Below are 19232 nucleotides of genomic sequence, written 5' to 3'. Positions count from 1 at the left end.
CTGCTTATTCGGCCAGCAGAAGCTCGCAGTCCAGCACCAGCATGGTACCCGTCCCATCCGGCATGGTCGTCATACCCGAAACATATTTCTGTGCATTATGCGCCGGTACCGGCAGAATGGTATCCACTGGGATATCAATGATTTGGCAGACCGTATCAACCAGTATGCCGATCGGCATTTCATTCAGGTTCAGTACGATGATGCAGTCATTGTCTCTCGGTTCAACAGACAGGCGGAGCCGCATATCCATCAGCGGAATTGTCTGTCCACGCAGGTTGATAATGCCGCGCACATAGGCTGGCACCATAGGTACCTGTGTGATCACATGGTTTGTGATAATCTCCACCACATTTTCTGCCTCCACACCAAACAGCAGGTTATCCGTTCGGAACGTCAGGAATTTACGGGTCGCGATTTCTGCCGTGCTGTCCTCTGCAGACCCAGATGCCTCCCGCTGCATCTCCTCGGTTGCAAACATCATATTTTCATCAGACATTGCATTCTCTCCTTTTATGCTATCCCTGTCAATATCCTGCGCTGCCGCTGATAAAATCCATTAGATTGGTTACATCCAAAATCAGGCTGATATTGCCGTCGCCTAAAATGGTGCAGCCAGCGATCCCCGCATCCTTTATTTTAAAATTGTTCAGGTACGACGGAAGCGGCTTGATGACGACCTGCTGCTTGCCCAGCAGCTCATCCACGAACAGGCAGCACGAACTCTCACTGCTCTCCACCCATACAAGGATTCCGTCATTGATGGAGGTCGACTGCGGCTCTATTCCGTAAACATTGTACAAGCGTACCACGGGATAGAACTCCTCCATTTTGTTGATGATCTCACCTTGCATCGCATCATGAATAATATCCTTCTCCGTCACCTTAAAGGACTGCCTTATATTCTGGATCGGGATGGTAAAGATGGATTCGCCAACCCGCACCTCCATACCGTCCATAATCGCGGTAGTGAGCGGGATTTTGAGAGTCGTACAGCTCCCTTTCCCCTTTTCACTGGTCATCGTTACCACACCGCCGACCGTTTCTACATTCTTTTTGACGACATCCATACCAACGCCGCGGCCGGAGAATTCCGTTACCTCCTGATTGGTCGAAAAGCCCGGCATCATCAGGAAGTTCATGATCTCGCGCTGGCTGTATTCCACATCAGGGCTGGCAAGCCCCTGCCGGAGCGCTTTACGCAGCACAGCATCACAATCTACACCCATCCCGTCATCCTCGATTTTAATGATGACTTCGCTTCCCGTATTTTGAGCGGACAGTGTAATTTCCCCCACAGGATTCTTGCCTGCGTCAATCCGCATCTGCTCGTCCGGCTCGATGCCGTGATCCATGGAATTGCGCACGATATGCATAATAGGGTCGCTGATCGCATCTACGATCGTCTTGTCGATCTCCGTATCCTCCCCGATGATGCTGAGCTGCGCCTTACGGCCCAGCTTCTGCCCCATGTCTCTGACAATCCGGCGCATTTTCTGGAACGTCCCCGATACTGGAACCATGCGCAGCGACATCGAGATATCCTGCAGCTCATCTGTCAGCTTGCGCAGCTGGCGGGCGGATTTATAGAAGTTATCCAGTTTGGCATCCTCGATCCCGCGCAGGTCCGGCGACGCGGTCACCATTGTCTCCGTAATTACGATTTCTCCCACCACGGCCATCAGCTGATCCAGCTTGGACAGATTGACACTGATCAGGCTTTGCTTGATCTGGTGTCCACTGCCCTTGCCGGACGTTGCTTCGGCCCCCGCCGCAGGCGCGGCTTTTTGTGGCTCTGTCTGTCCGGTGGCTTCCGGCGCAGGTTCCTGCTTCTCGTCCCTCTGCGCCTCGGGCGCGGGAGCTGCGTCGATTTCCTGATAGGTTTTCACAAAGCCCAAGTCAGAGATAAGCGGGATGGCCGCCTTACGCTCATTCTCCGCTGCGAAATACATTGTAAAGCCGTTTTCCGCAATCTCCGGCGAACGAGCCGTATTGCTTTCCAGATCCTCCGGTTGGTAAAGGAACTGCGTTCCGCTGTCCCGAACATCACTTACGATCATGAACGCACGCAGGTTCTCCATCCCACAGCCCTCATCCAGAAAGACCCGCAGCGCAAACGGATAGCCGGCCGGCGCGTTTTCCACTGTAGCCGTGCGGCATCCCTGCGCCGCAGCTTGGTCCGCCGAGGGTGCTTCCCCACTGCTCCCAGCAACCTGTCCATCATTTTTAATTTTGTCGATAAACATGTTAATTGTTTCAACAAAGCGGTCGATATTTGTAGAAAGGGGTTCCCCCTTTTCGATTTTACCGATCTCATCACGAAAATAGTCGATCGATCGGAACAGCAGGTCGAACAGCTTCGGCCGATCCTGTTCCGGAACAATATCCATCGTATTTTCCCGAATCAGGTAAAACAGATCCTCAATCCGGTGTGCAATGGTCATCAAAGGCTCATACTCCATCATTGCCGCCGAGCCTTTCAGCGTATGCATAATGCGGAAGATCTCGTTTACATCATCCTGTGATAGCGTATCCGCCTGCTCTGCGGCAAGCATAATATTATCGAGCTGCTCAAGCAATGTATTTGTTTCATACAAATACATTTCCAGAACGCTGTCGCCACTGTTCGCCATAAATCCCATGCCATCCTTTCCGAATTACAATAACAGTAGTTATATTCATAAATCGACCGGATATGGCACGCAATTAATAGATTGGATAAATTTTTCTACGGATGAACGGAGTGTAGCTCTATGCCAAACATCACCAGTGTGACCAACCCTGTCCCTGGGCAGGAGAACAATACCAGCTATCGTTCTCCTATCACACCGAACGATACACAGGTCAAAAACATACCTGATCCATCGCGCATCAGCCGCGCCGACCAGCGTACCGATCGGCAGGATACGGCCGGTTCTGGGCTGACGCGGCGCTATGATTCCTATTTCCAGGCGTTTTTGCAGGATCTTCGCGCTTTCGGCTCGGTTTCCGATAGTATCTACCAGCTTCTGGCCAGCGGTCTGAGTGCGTCTGGAGCCGAAACGGCCGAGGTCAGTGCAGCGCTGGTACGCATTATACAGGCCTTACAGCTCAATCCGGAGCAGCTTCTCGCCCTGCTGAAAGGTCAGTTTTCCTCTGGGCAGCGCTTCCGCGGACCGCTTTTCGATGTTTTACGCAAGGCGCTCCAGTCCAATCCCTCCTCTGCTATGAAGGAGGATATTGCCCAGTTTCTGCGGAAGTTCAGCGCTTTCGCTTCCACGGAGCATATCGAGCGCAGCCTGACGCGCACCATACGCCAAATGTCCTGGTTCATGCCGAAACGCTTCAGCAGCACACTGGACGGACAACTGGCGCAGCTTGACGCCTTGCTGGCTCATGGCGACCGCGCCGGTGCACTCTCCCTGCTCCAGAACACGGTTCTCCCCTATATGTCGGACTATGTTTCCCAAATGCACGATCGTGGCATCGCCCGCAGCCTTTTGAGCATGCTGCTCCCCACCATCGCGCAGTATGAAAACGGTTCCCCGCAAAATGTACTGCAGTCTTTCTACCAGCTTTTCAGCTACACACCGGTCAAAAAGGCGTTCGGCGAAATGAGCCAGGAGGATATCCTGCAAATGCTGCGCGCGCATACCGTTCCGCCGGATGAAGCAACCGCCACGCTTTTGGATCAGCTTACCTCCCTTGCTTCCCGCGCCATGCGGGGAGAGGGCAGCACGACGCAGCAACAGGCCATGCAGGAACTGATGCGTTCGGTGCTTGTCAACCAAAGTGTTTTTATGCCGCTCGCCCATGCCATTCTTCCTGCCGCCATGGACGGACGTGCGATGTTCTCCGAGCTATGGGTTGACGCAGATGCCGAAAAGCAGTCAGGTGCGGCAGGTTCCCCGACCGCCCCCATGCGTCTGCTGCTCAAGTTTGACATACAGGATCTCGGCGGCTTCGATCTCCTTCTTACTTATCAGGACGATTCGGTCGGTGCAGAGCTCTTCTGTCCACCGCACCTGACGCCTTTTACCGGTGTTTTTGAGGCCAAACTGGCTAAAATGGCAGAAAGCGCTGGGCTAAATCCGGGGGCGATCCGCGCCTCCCCCTCTGCGCAGCGTGTTACACTGACCCAGGCGTTCCCCAAGATACTCGAAAGGATGAACAGCGTTAATGTCACAATATGATCAAAGCCGCAAGGCTGTCGCCCTGCAGTATGAAAATGGGGCGCCCGCTCCGGTCGTGGTTGCTTCCGGCATGGGCTACCTTGCGGAACGCATGGTCGAGATAGCCTCTGAAAACGGCGTGCCTGTTTATGAGGACTCCTCCCTTGCCACCATGCTTTCCCAACTTGCCCTCGGTCAGGCCATCCCTGAATCGCTTTACCAGTTTATCGTTGATATTTATGTTTACTTCCTGCATTTTGATCCGGAGGCGCCGGAAAAGCCCCGTGTACCCGCAACAAATACCGGACCGTCCAAAGGGGGAGACGTATAATGCATCATCCACAGCCGGAAAAACGCTTCGTCATCCTCAGCGATGATCAGAAAACACTGGCCAGTGCTATCCTTATGGAACAGAAAGGACAGCAAAAGGTTTTCGAGCTGACCTCCAAGCCAATCTGTGATTTGTCCGCACTTCCCGCCATCAACATTCTCAGCATCAATTCCGAAAACTTCATGGCATGGCGCGGCAGAGTCGCTGGGATACAAAACACCTGTCTTTATTTTGTGGCTGAGGAGCACATTGGTCCGCATTTGCGCAGGCACCTTCGCATCCCGATCATGCTCCGCACCTACTTGTACCCGCTTTCGGGTGATTCAGCCCGTCTGCCCGTCATCACGCACGACGTAAGCTGCGGCGGGATATCCCTGTACGCCAGCCGACCGCTCGCGCCCGGCTTCCGTTTTGAAATCGCAATTCCGTTTTCTTCCCCGCCCCTGTTGCTGAGCGCACAGGTGATCCGTGTCATTTCCGAGGAGCAGCAATTATATGCCTGCGCTTTTTCCGACCTTCTCCCCCAAGAAGAGGCTCTATTGCAGGAGGGTATTTTTGAATACGACCTGCACCACAAAATCAAAACCGTCCATTAGACTTTCCTATCAAACGCAGAGGTGTTAACGCAAATGAGTCATTTCCTATCACATGTGATCCACAGCGCCAAACGGGTGTGCGCGCTGTCCTTATGCACAGCCCTCCTGTTCGGCATGCTGCCGTTAACCGTACCGTCCGCACAGGCCGCGTGGGAGGATGCCTACCTGAGCAGGCTGGTATCCTGGAATATTATGCGCGGCGACCAGAACGGCAATCTGGAACCTGGCCGCGCTATTACGCGCGCTGAATTTGCCAGCATGCTGAACCGCACGTTCGGCTATCATAAAACCGGCGCGCAGCCGTTCCGCGACGTACGAACAGGCGACTGGTTTTATGACGATATCAGCATTGCCTATACCGCCGGTTATTTTAAAGGCACTTCCAATTCCACAGCCTCGCCGGACGACACGCTGACCCGCGAGGAGGCCGCGACCATGCTCTGCCGCAACCTGATGCTGCAGCCGCAGTCCGGCGAGGATCTGTCGTTTACCGACAGCCGCAAGGCCAGCAGCTGGAGCCGCGGCTATATTAAGGCCGCAGCTGAAAAGGGTATTCTGACCGGCGACCCTGAAGGAACGTTCCGGCCGCTCGACCGCATCACACGCGGCGAGGTTGCCACCATGCTGGTCCGCGTCATCGGCACGCCGATCCAGTCCGCCGGTACTTATTCCAACAGCGTTTCCGGCAATCTGATGGTTTCCACCTCCGGTGTAACACTGGAAAACATGACCGTCACCGGCGATCTTTATATCACCCCTGGCGTAGGCCTTGGCTATGTCACGCTCAACAATGTCACAGTTTACGGGCAGATCATCGCCAGCGGCGCAGGTGAAAGCAATAAGGGCGACGCGAGCATCATCCTGAAAAACTGCACCGCCCCTGAAATGATCGTCGACAGCCCGACTAACCAGTATGTCACAATCCGAACGGTTGGCAACACAGATATCGACAGGGTCTACATCCGAACCAATACTTATCTGGAGGGAAAATCGACCGGCCGCCACGGCTTTGATTATGTCGAGGTGGACGGCGAGGAGGGTACGCAGCTCGATCTGGCCGGAAATATGCATGAGGTCGTGACCATGTCGCCCAAATCGACCATCAATGTTGGCAGCGGCACTGTGGAAAAGCTGACCGTGGATGAAAACGCGGTCGACTCCAAAGTAACGATCGCACAGGGCGCTGTTGTGGAGCAGCTGAACCTGGATACCGGAACTACTGTAACCGGCAAGGGCGACATCGGCACCCTGTACGTCAATGCACCGGGCTGTACGGTGGAAATGCTGCCCGATGTCATCATCATCCGTCCCGGCATCACCGCCAATATCGACGGCATCACCATGGACAGCACACTGGCGGATCAAATGTCAGACAAGCCGCGCATCCTGAGCGGCTATCCCCGTCTGTCAGATGTTGCCCCCAACCAGGCCGAGGCCTCCTTTATGACGAACAAGCCCGGCACGCTGTACTGGGCTGTCCGCCTGAGCGGCGACGGTGCTTTTGATGCCAACGACCTGATCAAGCCGCCTTCCTATGGGGGGAAAATTGTAAAAAGCGGTAACCTGTCCGTCAAGGATGCAAACGATGCGCTTTCACAGAAAATCACCGGCCTGCAGCCTGGGGCCTCCTATGTCCTTTCTGCTGTACTGGTGGACGCACGCGACGACCGCAGCACGGTCAAGAGTGTGTATTTTACCACGCCAGACAACAGCAAGCCCAATTTTGCCTCCGGCTATCCCAGAACCAGTACGATTGAGGACACCTATGTTACCTTTGACGTAGCGGCAACAAAAACCTGCACTCTTTACTGGGCCATCTACAAAAAGGGGATGCCCGCCCCCACCGCAAATGATTTTAAGGATGGCTCGCTCAGCGGCGCCATCTCCTCTGGAAAGGGCAAGCTGATCCGCAGCGAGGAAGACAACATCCTGATGGGCAACAAGGATAAGTACGCCAGGGACGCGCTTGCCGAGGTAACCGAGTATGACGCATACTTCTTCCTGACCGATACCGTTAACGATTCGGCGGTCAAAAAAATATCGGTAAAAACCGCCGACCGCACGCCCCCTGTATTCCGCACCAACTATCCCCGAATCAGTAAAATCGACGCCAAGGCGCTGACCGGCGAATCCATGATCAATGAAGACGGTAAGGTGTACTGGGCAATCGTAAAGCACGGTACGGAAAATTATCCGCAGTCTAACCCCGATCTGGACGAGGAGGCGCAGGCGCTCGACAAAAAGCTACAGATTAAGGGTGGCATGTATGCGCTCAAAAGCGGCTCGTTCAACGCGAAGCAGGACGCGGTCGCTTCCTTCAACATGAGCGGCCTTGACGCGGAAACCGCCTACGATATCTACTTTGTCGCTGAGGATACGGCGGGCAATCTGTCTGAAATCGCGACTATCCTGAACGCGAAAACGCTGGACAGCAGCGCGCCGGAGCTGGTTGAGCTGCGCTTCTCTCAGGCCAATGACGAGGGCATCCCGCTGGCCAATACCGACGTCACCCTTGTATTCAGCGAGGACATTTACAGCCGCGAGACACAAATGTCCCTGTCCGAAATGTTTGCCTCCGGCAAAAACGACTTTACGCTTGCCGGCGATAAAGACCAGACCCCGATCAAGTGGGTAGATATTATCCGGGGAATGTTTACATTCAACAACATGGATAATCCCACCGACCAGCGCAAGCAGGAGCTTGAGCTCGGTCCAGACGGACGTCAGAATATAACGGTCAAGCTGAACGAGGAAGGGCAGACCGAGGTCACCTTTGCCAACGCTGCACTGAAGCTGCAGAGCGGCGCGACCTACCAGTTTGTACTGAACAACATCACGGATTCCTCTAACAATGTCCTGCCGGCCAACACCAAGTCCCAGGAATTCCGTGTCCTGGATGCGCAGGTGGACTTTAATAAATTGCAGTATACCGCCGCGGATGTCGACGGTTTTAATCCCGCCGGCATTGAAGCTTCGTTCTCCATGGTCCCCTATGCCAATTCCACAGAAAATGTACCCGATGGAACAAAATACGACCTGCTGATCGCCTCGGATACCACGATTTCGTTCAAGCTGTACCGCCGTGACCTTTCAGCTGAAAAGCCCGCTTGGGAAATCGTAACGGATACGGTCGGCACGCCGGTAGAATTCACCATCAATAAAACACCCGATGAAAAGTGGACAGCGGCCAGCCTGAACCGCGCCGAGGGTCTTGAGCCTACTGACTATCCGCAGCTCAATCAATTGGTCCAGGGATATGAATACGCAGTCGAATTTACGTCCATCAATCTGGACAGGGATCGTAACAAGTGGGATGCGACCGTTAACCTGTATATGTACTGCGTTGCAGGCAGTCCCAACGAACTACAAAACCTGACTTCCGGTGGAATCGTCGAGCAGTCCTTCTGGGACAGCTATGTGATCCAACAGAAGAAGCTGGCCTCGATCGGCAACCCATCCGATTTCACAATTGATGTGCGCCGCGTCAACCAGAACGCGCCCCAGTTCATGCAGGGGTATCCCCGTGTGGCTCCCGGTGATTCCCTGACACGCGTCGATTACATGCTCGACCGCGAGGCGGACGTATATTACGTTGTCGCCCCTGTCAACCGTCTGGAGCCTGATCTGGATGATCCTGGTCTTATTATAGATATCGGCCAATTTAAGGACGACGGCGACGCCGAGGCTGCATTACCGGAGCCTGGTAAGCGGAAGGAGCAGGGTATCAGAACCCCCACCACCCAGAATATCATGAGCCCATCCAATTACACCCCGGCCAATGGGTATCAAACCGGCAAGGTTCGTTACGGCGGTACAGGCCAGGGCAGCTTTACCGTTGAGGACCTCCAGCCCAATCAGGAGTACTATATCTATTTTGTTCTGAAAGGCTCGTATAAGGATCCCTCCCCTGTTTGGTGCTACAAATTCAACACCAGCGATGTGGTTCCGCCTGTGCTGACCGCCAATTCCACCGGTGATGGTCAGGCAACCTTTTCCATCAAGCCCGCTGCCGGACAAACCAGCGTCGAAGCGGAAGTGCATTGGCTTCTCTATCCGCAGGCAACACAGAGCGGCTATCCGCCCCTGTTTTCAACCCAAATCAATGGCAAAACTGCTCTGGAAATGATGGAGAGCGATGCGTTCGACAAGTGGTCCTCTGATACGTCAATTGGCGGCTATAAAGACTCCACCGCTTTCAAGGAAGCCTTGTGGGAAATCATGCAGGGCGGCAGCGACGCCTCCCCCGCACCTGACCAAAACGGCGCGGAGCGGAATTTCAGCGGCACCGAAACCGTGATCGACAAAGATCAGCTGCAAAACGAACCGACAAAATATCTGTTCATCGTCGCTGCAAAGAATGAGCTGGGCGGCCTGCCCGTGTTCCGCGTGGTAAAAAATATACAGAAGGTGAACCGCAGCGGCCCACTGGTAAAATCAATGAACACGACCTCCACCTACAGCAACAATAAGCATTGGTATAACGGAACAGTTACCATCAACTTCGACACCGAGCTTTATGTATTCGATGACAGTATGAGTACACCGGAGGCCTACATTCCCACAGTCGGTAAAAACAGTGACCTTTTCCCTGATTCCGTAGAATATGTGAAGCTGTCGAACCTGAACCCCACCCGTTCATTGGGCGTCAAGTTCAATAACTTTGTTGTAGGCGACTCCTTCACGATCACGCCGACAGACGGAAAAGGGAATGGCGGCTACTTCTCCAATAAGTCCGGCTACATGCGAACCGACGGTTCCATCACCTTTACCCTGCAATATAAAAGGGATTCTGACGGGAACCCCATTGAAGAAGACGGCGCCAACAAGGTGGAATTCGTTCTTTCTGATGGAACCACCTCGGAAACAGACCCATAATACACAGCAAAAAGGAAGCCTTTCGGCTTCCTTTTTGTTTTACCCCGCTCGCGGTCTCTTAACACAATGCCAAGCTCTGCCGATATGTTATATATATTAGTTTTTCCGTGTATAAAGGAGGGGGTAGCTATGCAGGCTCCCTGGGAATACTTCGAGCATTTCAGCGACCTTGTCTATGTCAGCGATATCGATACGCACGAGCTGGTCTACCTCAACCGTCATGCACGGGAGCTGTATGGCTTTCCTTCAGAAGCGGACTATAAGGGGCATCCCTGCTACGAGGTCATGCAGCATGCACACGAGCCCTGTACGTTCTGTACATGCAGGGCGCTTTTGGAAAGCGGGGCCGCCGAATGGGTATACCGTAATCCCGTCACCGCACATACGTTCCGCATCAAGGACAGCCTGATCGAATACAGCGGCTGCCGTTATCATGTCACGCTGGCCATCAATATGGACAGAAGCGAGCTGGAGACCTATCGCTTCAATTCGTTCGTTCATTACGAAGCGTTCGTAAATGAGTGCCTGATTTTTGCTTTCGCGGCCTCGGATGAGCCGGATGAATCCCTGAACCTGATGCTGCAGTATATTGGACAGCAGCAGGCCGGTCTGCAGCTTTCCATTTACGAACGCGTACCGGCCGAACACCGATTTCAGAGCACTTACTGCTGGCCTCCCTCCTCTGCGGGTACTAAGATACTCCCTTTTGATTTGGAGCAGTACCTCTCACAACAGTATCCCGGTCGTGACAGCACCGAGCCTCTGGTTCTTTCCAGTGGTCAAGAGCTGCAAAGGCATCTTCCCGTTTTCTGTGACCAAGCTTCCGCTGGGGGTGATCAGTCCCTTCTCCTTGTTCCACTGTTGCTGGAGGGCCGCATCAGCGGCTACCTGCGTCTGGACAACGCACCGCCGCAACAACTCCGCTATCTTTCCGATATCTGCAAGGTGCTGTCCCCTTTCATCACCACGACCATGCAGCGGCGAGATCTGCTGCATTATTTCAAGAACTCCAGCATGTACGACCAGATGACCGGTGCCCTGAATCGCCGCGCACTAAAAGACCATATCCGCAGGGAATGTCCACTGCATTCAATCGGCCTCGTCTACTGCGACCTGATCGGACTGAAAAGCATTAACGATCTGCTCGGTCATAACAGCGGCGACGAACTGATTGTACGTATTTTTCATATTCTGCAGAAAGCGTTCCCCACCCAGCCGGTCTACCGTATGGGCGGTGATGAATTCCTGGTCTTATGCGATAATACGCCGCAGCCGGACTTTGAACAAAGCGTCGCCCAGTTGCGGGTGTTCTTGGCTGAAAGCAATTGCGAGCTGTCTATCGGCAGCCTGTGGACAGCGGATACCAGCCAGGATATCCGCACCCTGATACAGAAAGCGGACGATCTGATGTATCAGGATAAGCGGAAATACTACAGCCGCATCGACCTCGCAACCGGCCAGACGCGCCATTCCACGCTGCGCGGCAGTGCTATGCCGCCTGCCTGCTTCTCCTCCAGGGAAACCGCGTTCCAAAACTTCCTGAGCAACTATTTTTTTGATCCCGAGGTCTTTTTCCAGTCCGTCGCCATGGCAGATACCACCTTTTACCTCTATTGTGGTGATATGCAGAAAAATGTCTATTTTATTTCCGATAACCTGAAAGACGAATTCAATTTTACAGACAATCTTGTGTATAATTTTGTCGACCTGTTGGAGCAGCGGATTTATAAGCCGGATCAGGCGCTTCATATAGCCGATTTGCAGGATATGATTGAAAAGAAACGCAAGATCCATACGATCCGCTACCGTATTTACAACAAGGCGGGGCAGTTGCTGTGGATCCATTGCCGCGGCATTATGAAGTGGGACGCGGAAATGGCCCGCCCGCTCTTCTTTTCCGGTAGCATGGTCTGCCTGAAAAACGAAGACGCCGTTGATTCGACCACTGGGCTTCTCAATTTGTCCTCGGCAGAAGAGGAGCTGTCTGCTATCTGCAGCGTTTCCCGCTCCCCCCTGCTCCTGCTCAGCTTTGCGTTCCAGCCGCTTGCCGATATCAACCTTGCTTTCGGCCGCGAAACGGGAGACGCTGTCCTGCGTGAGATTGGCTGCCAGTTGGAAATACAGATGGGTACGTTCTTCCGTTTTTTTCGCCTGAGTGACAACCATTTCCTCGCTTTCTCCCATAAAAACCTGAAGCCTGCGCTTCCGGTCCAGCGGATACGCAATATCATGCTGGATGCCTGTGCCAAATACGGAATCCATATGATGTATCCCTGCGCGGCAGGCGTGCTGCATTACCCTGAGGACGGGGCCACCGCGCAGGAGCTGATTGACAACGCCATCGTGGTCGCAAATGTTTCGGCTGGCTTCCCCTCGCTGGATTATCTGAAATTTTCTCCCCATATGATACAAAATCGGAGAGAACAAAGCAGTCTCGGTTTTACCCTCAATTACAGTGTCAACCACGGCTTTGAAGGCTTCCATATCGTTGTCCAGCCGCAGGTTGAAGCCGCTACGCAACAGATATTCGGCGGCGAGGTCCTGCTCCGCTGGAGCATGCATGGGCAAAATGTTTCGCTTTCCCAGTGCATCGCCACACTGGAACAGCAGGGTGTGATTGTTCCTGTCGGCAAATGGGTCATCACCCAGACCGCGCGTGCGGCACAGCATATTCTTTCCCTTCGGCCGGACTTTCGCTTTTCCATCAACATCAGCTACCTTCAGCTTCTGGATGACGGCTTGTTCCCTCATATCCGGCAGACGCTTCAACAGTTCCATATCCCAGCCCACAACCTACTGATAGAGCTTACGGAAACCCATCATGACAGTGCGCCGGAGCGACTGGAAGCCTTTATCCGGCAGTGCAAGGAAATAGGCATTTCCTTTGTTCTGGACGACTTTGGCACAGCTTATTCCAACCTTTCCCTGCTTCTACAGCATCCGGCCGACCTGATCAAATTGGATCAAACGCTGATCCACGGGATCACCTCCTCCAAGCAGAAGCTGGACTTTATCGCAAGCATTATCTATTCCTGCCACCGTTTTGGCAAACAAGTCTGTGTCGAAGGTGTGGAGACCGAGGACGAATTCAACTTGATCCGACAGACCGGTTGTGATTTCATCCAGGGTTTTTATTTCTACCGGCCGCTGGATTTGGACGCGCTCGGTCGTCTGCTCGAGACGCCAGAGGGCACAATCAGCCATTAACCGCTATCCGCCGACAGTAAAAAGGGGCCGCAGCTATGCTGCGGCCCCTTTTTGTAGCACCTTTCCCTGCTTTCTAATGATGGGGGTTCTCATTCACAAGCACACATGCGCGCATCATCTGGACGGACAGGAGCTTATCATACCGCGCCGCATACAGACTCATCATCGCATTCCGCCTTTTGCTGTCCAACACAACATATTTGGAGGGCAGGTTTGTCAATGCCAGCGCTTTCATATCTGCAACACAGCGAGCACAGCGGCATTGCAGCATATGTTCTACATAGTATGCTGCTTCCTCCTCCACCAGCTCCTGCAGAACGTTAATGTATTGGACATCCTTTTCCCCATGCGGTGTTACAAAGGCCTGTTCTTCCTTTGCGCCTTGTGATGGAAAGCATATCTTTTTCTGCTCCGCTGGTTCCGGTTCCGTTGACGGCATATTGTCGACTGCTTTTTCATCCGGAGGCGCCTCCTCCTCCGCTGTTTGCGCCGGTATTGCGTTCACCTCTGCTTCCAGCGCCTGTAACAGACCTGTGCGTATCTCGTCCGACAATGCCTTTTCCCGATCCTTTGTGGTCTGCACGATAGGGACAACCGGCAGCGGTGCGGATTGTGCCATGCGCTCCGGCACAGCTGACGCTTGCTGATCCGGCTCATCCTGGTCCTCTATTTTCTTCTGTACAGCCGGCTTGCGAGGGACCGTAGCTTTCCTTGCGGCCTTGCGCTTCACCGCTTTTTTCTCTTCCTGCGTTACGTCAGCCGGCTGCCGTACCTCCTCTGTGTTTTGCTCCGGCGTTTCACCCCCCTGCTGCGTGATCAGGTTCAGCACGCGCGCCGTTTTACTGCTGCGCTTTTCCGCCATGTTTTTTCCCCTTTCCCACGTTACTGCTCCACCGAGCCTTCCTGCAGTATTTCTTCAACAAGCGCAACAAAATCCATTGCAGGCTTGGAGTGCGGCGCATAGGTCACAACACTTTTCCCATGTGCGGGTGATTCCGCTACAAGCACACCCTGCCTTATTTTTGTTTCAAACACCTTGGTATCAAGCTGCTCTGCGATCTGCCGTGACAGATCCAGCACATCCCTGTTCAGGTTGAGCCGTGCATTGAATTTATTGAGCAGAATACCGATGACCTTCAGACGCGGGTTATAGTATTGCCTCACCGTTTCGATTGTTTCCTTGATCTGGGTTACGCCAAGCAGGCTGAGAATCTCAGGTGCCATCGGGATGATCAGCTTGTCCGCTGTCACATAAGCATTCACTGTCAACAGGTTCAGTGCAGGCGGCGTATCAATAATGATATAGTCGTAATCCGCCGACAGCGCGGACAGCTCGGTCTTGAGCAGGTACTCCCGCCCTGGCTTGTTGCACTCCAATTCCACACCGGACAACAGGATATTTGCCGCGAGCATGTCCCCATACTCCGTAGCACATAACGCCTGCTCGACCGGTATCTGTTTTTTAAACACCTCATACAGGGTATGTACATTATCAATATCTATACCGAGGCTGAAGCCGAGATTGCCCTGCGGGTCCAGATCGACGCCAAGAACTTTCTTCCCCTTTTCCGCCAGTGTAGCAATCAGCGCTGCGGCGGTCGTTGTTTTGCCAACGCCGCCCTTCTGATTGGTGACCGCAATTATCTCCGCCAATAAAATCACTCCTTTGTCTTTAAAAAAAAGCTTTCCGCCCTTAATTTTAGTATACTATACGTCGAGATAAAAATATAGGGATTTTTATTTTTTTCTGCATGATCCTGTTCACTGTATTATCACCCCGTATCATGGGGAAAGGAGTGTTTTTATGGCAGTAAGCAGTGTAGGCGGCAGCAGCGCCTCCAGCCTTTATGGCAGCCGCAATGTGCTGAGCGGACTTGCCAGCGGCATGGATACTGAAGCCATGATCGAAAACATGGTCATGGGCACAAAAAACAAAATCACAGCGCAGCAACAGAAACAGCAAAAGCTGCTGTGGAAGCAGGAAGCGTACCGCAGTATCAGCGATCAATTGGTGCAGCTTTCCACCAAATATACCTCGTACACCTCCTCAACCAATCTGATGAGTGCGAATTTCTTCAAGCCGAGTATTATCACTACAGCCGGTAAATATAAGGACTTAATTTCAGCTTCCGGCAATACAACAAGCGATATTGTGATCCAGCGTGTCAGCCAGCTTGCAAAATCAGAAACCATCACCTTTTCCGGCTTGAGTGGTATTGACAACACCCAAAGCATTGACGCCTCCAAGGGCGTGGACTTGAAAGGTGATGTGAACGTAAGTAATCTGGCCGGAAAGCAGTTATCCTTTAAATATGGCAACAAATCCTTTTCCATTACATTTGACAGCGATCGTGAATACAAAAGCGTTGAAGATGTCGCTGATGAAATTAACCGGCAGCTTTCAAACGCCTCTGTCTCGCTTAGCGATGGCACCAGTATAAAAATGGACAGCAAGGTCAAGGCCGAGGTCGTCGATGGAAAAATTTCGTTCCAGTTTACCAACTCCAGCGAAACCAACACCCTCGAGCTGCTGGGCAGTTCCTCTCAGGAAGTGCTGACAGCGTTGCATCTGTCCAGCGGAAGCAAGCTGACGGCAACCGATAAAATCGAATCCTCCTCTGCAGTGGAAGCGACGGATCTGGCCACCAGCAAACCCGCCGGTGAGGTTTTAGCCGGTTCTTCCATGAAATTTACTTTCAATGGCACCACGGCAACAATCACGATGCCGGAAAAGGATTCTGCAGAATACAAGGCAATCTTCGAGTCCTCTGACCCCAATTCCGCTATGCAAAACTATCTGCAAACGCAGCTGGATCAGGCGTTCGGCTACGGTAGGGTTACGGTTTCCAACACCGCCTCAGATGGCACGTTCCAGCCCTCTTTCTCTGTTAAGGGTGACAGCGATACGCTTTCTATCGACTCCGGCACGCTCCATGTGGTTGGCAAGGGCGGCATTTTCGGTATCGACCGAGGCGCATCCAACCGTGTCAATACGAGCAAAACTCTGGGCGACCTGTATGGTACCGATTCGATAGAGCAGGACGGAAAGAAAATCACCATCATTAAGGGTATGACTGCTATTACCGGCCCTGATGGGAAAATCAAGACCGATGAAAGTGGAAACGCCCTGTATTCCTTTGAAATCAACGGTGTAAAGATCGGGGAATTCAGCGCAAACGACAGCATCAGTACGTTGACCAGCGCAATCAACAGCAAGCCCGAGGCCGGCGTCAAGCTCAGTTATTCCAAAACCTCTAACCAGTTTGTATTTTCCTCCACGCACGGTGGTACCGGCGGCCGCGTTTCCATTAGCAAAACCACCTCGGATGGGGCGGATAATCTTGCCGCCCGTTTATTTGGCACCGTCGAATACAGTGATGATGGCAGCACCGCAAAAATCCAGCGTTTGGACAAACAGGGGCAGTATGTCGACAGCGCTTCCTCCACCCGTATTCAGGGACAGGATGCAAAAATGACCGCGCTTATTAACGGTGTGGAACGGGAGCTGACCAGCGGCACTAATGCTTTCAACATAGACGGCTTTACCGTTACCGCCAGCGGCACCTTTGACGCGGCTGCGGAAAATGATTCCGGTGTTTCGTTCAGCGCAAAGGTGGACAGCGATAAGATTGTCGACGCAATCAAGAGCTTTGTCGAGGATTACAACAAGGTCCTCTCGGAGATCAATGAGCAGTATTCCACCCAGCCCGATTACAATAAGAGCTACGAGCCGCTTACAGAAGATCAGAAGGCGGATATGAGCGATAAGGAGATTGAAGCCTTTGAGACAAAGGCCAAGCAGGGCCTGCTGTTCAATGACAGCGACCTTGGTTCGCTCTCCAGCAGTCTGCGCTTTCTCTTTTCCGGCTCTGATTTGTCCAAAATCGGTATCAATGTTTCCACAAACTATTCAGATAAGGGCAAAATCACACTCGACGAAACCAAACTGCGTTCCATCCTTGAAACCGATCCGGATGCCGTGGCAAGCGCGTTTTCCGACCCGATGGAGCAAAAGCAGGTTACCAACGCAGACGGTACAACCACTTGGGTGGATGACACCTCCTCGGGCGGCGCTATTTCCCGCCTGAAAGTTCAGCTTGACAAATATGCCGGTACCACCGGCGCGACCAAGGGCATCCTGATCGAAAAGGCAGGCTCTCAGTATTCCCCCCTCTCCCTGCTGAACAATACGATCCAGAACCAGCTCGAGGATATCACCGATATGATTGACACACTTACCGATAAATTGAATGATCAGATCGATACCTACACCGCGAAGTTCAGCAGGCTGGAGGTTCTGATCAGCCAGATGAATTCCCAGAGCTCCTACCTTGCCAGCTTAGGTGGGAGCGGCTATTGACCGGAAGGATGAAAAGCCTATGGATATGCATGGCTACGAACAGTATAAGGCGCAGTCTGTCAATACGATGACACGCGGCGAGCTGCTGTTGCTGCTCTATGACGAATTGGTCAAGCGCCTTACGCGCGCCGAGCTTGCCATAGGCAAGCAGGATTATACGCTTTTCGAGGCATCCATCACGCGCTGTATCGAAATCCTCGAATATCTGGACGATACGCTTGACCCACAGTATCCCATCAGCCACGACCTGCATCGCCTGTATGATTTTTTCACATATGAGTTGACCCGCGTAAAGATCGGGCGCAACACCAGAATCCTGGCAGAGGTAAAGCCGCGGCTGACCGACCTGCGCGATACGTTCCGCGCCGCTCAGAAAGAAGGCGGCGTATGAACGCACAGGCCCAACAGCTCCTGACCCAGCTCCGCCGCAGGTATACCGCTTTAAGCGAAACGCTTGATCTCACCGTACAGCTCGGCGAATCGCTGGACCGCGGAGACCGCACCTCTTTCGGACTTCTGCTCACCATGCGTCAAGAGTCGATTCTGCGACTTCAAGCCTCAGATCAGGCCATACACACCTTGTGTGCGAGCCTATCCGACGATATGCAGCAAAAATGGCAGGCCCTTCTGGACGGGGGCCTGCCTGAAGATGAAGAGGGTCAACTGCTCGCGCGGCAGATGGCGCAAAACCGCCAGTTGCTGGATCGGCTCCTTCCACTCAACCAGCGGCTCGAACAGGGTCTCTCCACACGCGGCTAATCCTGCACTGATTTTGACAGGAACCACAGCGGCGCTCCTGCGCTGCGGCTGTCGCTCAGTTCGTCTATGATGGTCTGGGCATCCCACGCAGCCAGACTGCGCGCGCGGCTGTTGGGGTCAGCTACAAGGATCTTCCCCTCCACTGTTGTACCGCGCAGCAGGATAAAATGTCCACCGCTTGTAAAATGTCCGGCTTTCATCAGCGCCACCGCAATGCGGCCACCGGAAAGCTGAAGGCGAAGCTCGTCCGCACTAAGCGTCCCTGCCGGATCACATTCCAATCCGAAGGCATCTGCTACCCCCTGCACGATAGAATGGTAAGAACCGCTTTGGGGTGCCCAATAACCATGTACAGCGCACCACGCCGCCATTTTTTCCGGATCAGTTTTCGTTCCGGTCATGCTTTGCACAGCCATTGCCATAACCGTGGGGCCGCATCCATAGCTGCCGATCGGATCGTTTCCATAGCTTTTATCCTTCCACGCCGAATCGCTTTGTGCAAAGTACGCAACGGAAATGGAACCGCCGGTCAGAAGTTCCTGCCCATCCTTTATTGTCAGCTCTGTGACAGATGGATCTGTGATCGCCTCCCCGCCGTCTGACAGCATGGGCTCGCTGGCTTTCTGCGGGTCTACCGTTTCCTGCTCCATAAGGGCAGGCTGTGCGAATTTATCAGTCAGCCAAAACCGGCCGGCGGCAATCACCTCACCGCCGCGCTGCCAAAGTTGTTCCGCTTTCTGTATCACCGGCTTTGTGAGCTTGTCAAAAACCGGCCGATCCAGCCAGTAGGCGACTGCAAGCTCCGCACCACCAATGCAGCATACCATGAGGAGGAGTACGGTAACCGTATTTCTGATCTTGTGCTTTTTTACTTTTTTCACGCCGCTCACCTCCTTATCGTCAGCCTGTTTTTGATATCATAGCAGATAAACCCGTTTTTGTCCATTCTTGACCAC

13 protein-coding genes are annotated in these 19232 nt (G+C 53.2%); 8 read left to right on the top strand and 5 right to left on the bottom strand.

Annotated elements, in window-relative coordinates:
- Positions 1 to 4 precede the first annotated feature (4 nt).
- Positions 5 to 496: a chemotaxis protein CheW gene (locus DBQ51_RS14290; protein WP_054327124.1), complete on the bottom strand. Its 492-nt coding sequence runs from the start codon at positions 494 to 496 to the stop codon at positions 5 to 7.
- Positions 497 to 524: 28 nt separating this feature from the next.
- The gene (locus tag DBQ51_RS14285; protein ID WP_107631893.1) at positions 525 to 2630 is read right to left on the bottom strand and encodes a chemotaxis protein CheA; all 2106 of its coding nucleotides are present in this window, start codon (positions 2628 to 2630) and stop codon (positions 525 to 527) included.
- A gap of 120 nt (positions 2631 to 2750) precedes the next feature.
- Here DBQ51_RS14285 and DBQ51_RS14280 point away from each other — a divergent pair, with 120 nt between their 5' ends.
- From DBQ51_RS14280 to DBQ51_RS14260, 5 genes are all read left to right on the top strand, one after another.
- Positions 2751 to 4169 carry a hypothetical protein gene (locus DBQ51_RS14280; RefSeq protein ID WP_107631892.1) on the top strand — a complete coding sequence of 473 codons (1419 nt, stop codon included), beginning with the start codon at positions 2751 to 2753 and terminating at the stop codon, positions 4167 to 4169.
- Complete coding sequence (locus tag DBQ51_RS14275) at positions 4156 to 4479, top strand: EscU/YscU/HrcU family type III secretion system export apparatus switch protein (protein WP_054327121.1); 324 nt, start codon at positions 4156 to 4158, stop codon at positions 4477 to 4479. The genes DBQ51_RS14280 and DBQ51_RS14275 overlap by 14 nt, the downstream gene beginning before the upstream one ends.
- Positions 4479 to 5075 (top strand): PilZ domain-containing protein, encoded by a 597-nt coding sequence (locus DBQ51_RS14270; protein ID WP_054327120.1) that lies wholly within the window; start codon positions 4479 to 4481, stop codon positions 5073 to 5075. Before DBQ51_RS14275 ends, DBQ51_RS14270 begins: the two co-directional genes overlap by 1 nt.
- Positions 5076 to 5108: 33 nt before the next feature.
- Positions 5109 to 9950: an S-layer homology domain-containing protein gene (locus DBQ51_RS14265; RefSeq protein WP_107631891.1), complete on the top strand. Its 4842-nt coding sequence runs from the start codon at positions 5109 to 5111 to the stop codon at positions 9948 to 9950.
- 129 nt (positions 9951 to 10079) lie between these two features.
- On the top strand, positions 10080 to 13157 hold the full coding sequence (locus tag DBQ51_RS14260) for an EAL domain-containing protein (RefSeq protein ID WP_159068197.1): 3078 nt from the start codon (positions 10080 to 10082) through the stop codon (positions 13155 to 13157).
- Positions 13158 to 13230: 73 nt separating this feature from the next.
- Here DBQ51_RS14260 and DBQ51_RS14255 read toward each other — a convergent pair whose 3' ends face one another.
- Positions 13231 to 14019, bottom strand: a complete 789-nt coding sequence (locus tag DBQ51_RS14255) for a late competence development ComFB family protein (protein ID WP_107631889.1) — start codon at positions 14017 to 14019, stop codon at positions 13231 to 13233.
- Between the two features lie 20 nt (positions 14020 to 14039).
- On the bottom strand, positions 14040 to 14810 hold the full coding sequence (locus DBQ51_RS14250; protein WP_054327113.1) for a ParA family protein: 771 nt from the start codon (positions 14808 to 14810) through the stop codon (positions 14040 to 14042).
- A gap of 151 nt (positions 14811 to 14961) precedes the next feature.
- Between DBQ51_RS14250 and fliD the strand changes: the two genes are divergently transcribed.
- The 3 genes from fliD to DBQ51_RS14235 are packed head-to-tail and all read left to right on the top strand — an operon-like array spanning position 14962 to position 18276.
- On the top strand, positions 14962 to 17517 hold the full coding sequence (fliD, locus tag DBQ51_RS14245) for a flagellar filament capping protein FliD (RefSeq protein WP_107631888.1): 2556 nt from the start codon (positions 14962 to 14964) through the stop codon (positions 17515 to 17517).
- Positions 17518 to 17536: 19 nt separating this feature from the next.
- Positions 17537 to 17908, top strand: a complete 372-nt coding sequence (locus tag DBQ51_RS14240) for a flagellar export chaperone FliS (protein WP_054327111.1) — start codon at positions 17537 to 17539, stop codon at positions 17906 to 17908.
- The gene (locus tag DBQ51_RS14235; RefSeq protein ID WP_107631887.1) at positions 17905 to 18276 is read left to right on the top strand and encodes a hypothetical protein; all 372 of its coding nucleotides are present in this window, start codon (positions 17905 to 17907) and stop codon (positions 18274 to 18276) included. Before DBQ51_RS14240 ends, DBQ51_RS14235 begins: the two co-directional genes overlap by 4 nt.
- Here DBQ51_RS14235 and DBQ51_RS14230 read toward each other — a convergent pair.
- Positions 18273 to 19157, bottom strand: coding sequence for a C39 family peptidase (locus tag DBQ51_RS14230; RefSeq protein ID WP_054327109.1), 885 nt, complete (start codon positions 19155 to 19157; stop codon positions 18273 to 18275). The two genes, DBQ51_RS14235 and DBQ51_RS14230, sit on opposite strands and share 4 nt — an antisense overlap.
- Positions 19158 to 19232: the final 75 nt, after the last annotated feature.

This window comes from Agathobaculum massiliense (assembly GCF_900291975.1).
In the GTDB taxonomy this organism is placed as follows: Bacteria; Bacillota; Clostridia; order Oscillospirales; family Butyricicoccaceae; genus Agathobaculum; species Agathobaculum ammoniilyticum.
Note: the sequence above shows the minus strand (reverse complement) of the source record. Positions and strands in the feature narration are given on the sequence as shown.

Excerpts from the sequence above, each read along its gene's own strand:
- DBQ51_RS14235 (WP_107631887.1), top strand. The coding sequence starts at position 17,905 with ATGAACGCACAGGCCCAACAGCTCCTGACCCAGCTCCGCCGCAGGTAT.
- DBQ51_RS14280 (WP_107631892.1), top strand. The coding sequence starts at position 2,751 with ATGCCAAACATCACCAGTGTGACCAACCCTGTCCCTGGGCAGGAGAAC.
- DBQ51_RS14255 (WP_107631889.1), bottom strand. The coding sequence starts at position 14,019 with ATGGCGGAAAAGCGCAGCAGTAAAACGGCGCGCGTGCTGAACCTGATC.
- fliD (WP_107631888.1), top strand. The coding sequence starts at position 14,962 with ATGGCAGTAAGCAGTGTAGGCGGCAGCAGCGCCTCCAGCCTTTATGGC.
- DBQ51_RS14260 (WP_159068197.1), top strand. The coding sequence starts at position 10,080 with ATGCAGGCTCCCTGGGAATACTTCGAGCATTTCAGCGACCTTGTCTAT.
- DBQ51_RS14270 (WP_054327120.1), top strand. The coding sequence starts at position 4,479 with ATGCATCATCCACAGCCGGAAAAACGCTTCGTCATCCTCAGCGATGAT.
- DBQ51_RS14285 (WP_107631893.1), bottom strand. The coding sequence starts at position 2,630 with ATGGCGAACAGTGGCGACAGCGTTCTGGAAATGTATTTGTATGAAACA.
- DBQ51_RS14290 (WP_054327124.1), bottom strand. The coding sequence starts at position 496 with ATGTCTGATGAAAATATGATGTTTGCAACCGAGGAGATGCAGCGGGAG.
- DBQ51_RS14265 (WP_107631891.1), top strand. The coding sequence starts at position 5,109 with ATGAGTCATTTCCTATCACATGTGATCCACAGCGCCAAACGGGTGTGC.
- DBQ51_RS14240 (WP_054327111.1), top strand. The coding sequence starts at position 17,537 with ATGGATATGCATGGCTACGAACAGTATAAGGCGCAGTCTGTCAATACG.
- DBQ51_RS14275 (WP_054327121.1), top strand. The coding sequence starts at position 4,156 with ATGTCACAATATGATCAAAGCCGCAAGGCTGTCGCCCTGCAGTATGAA.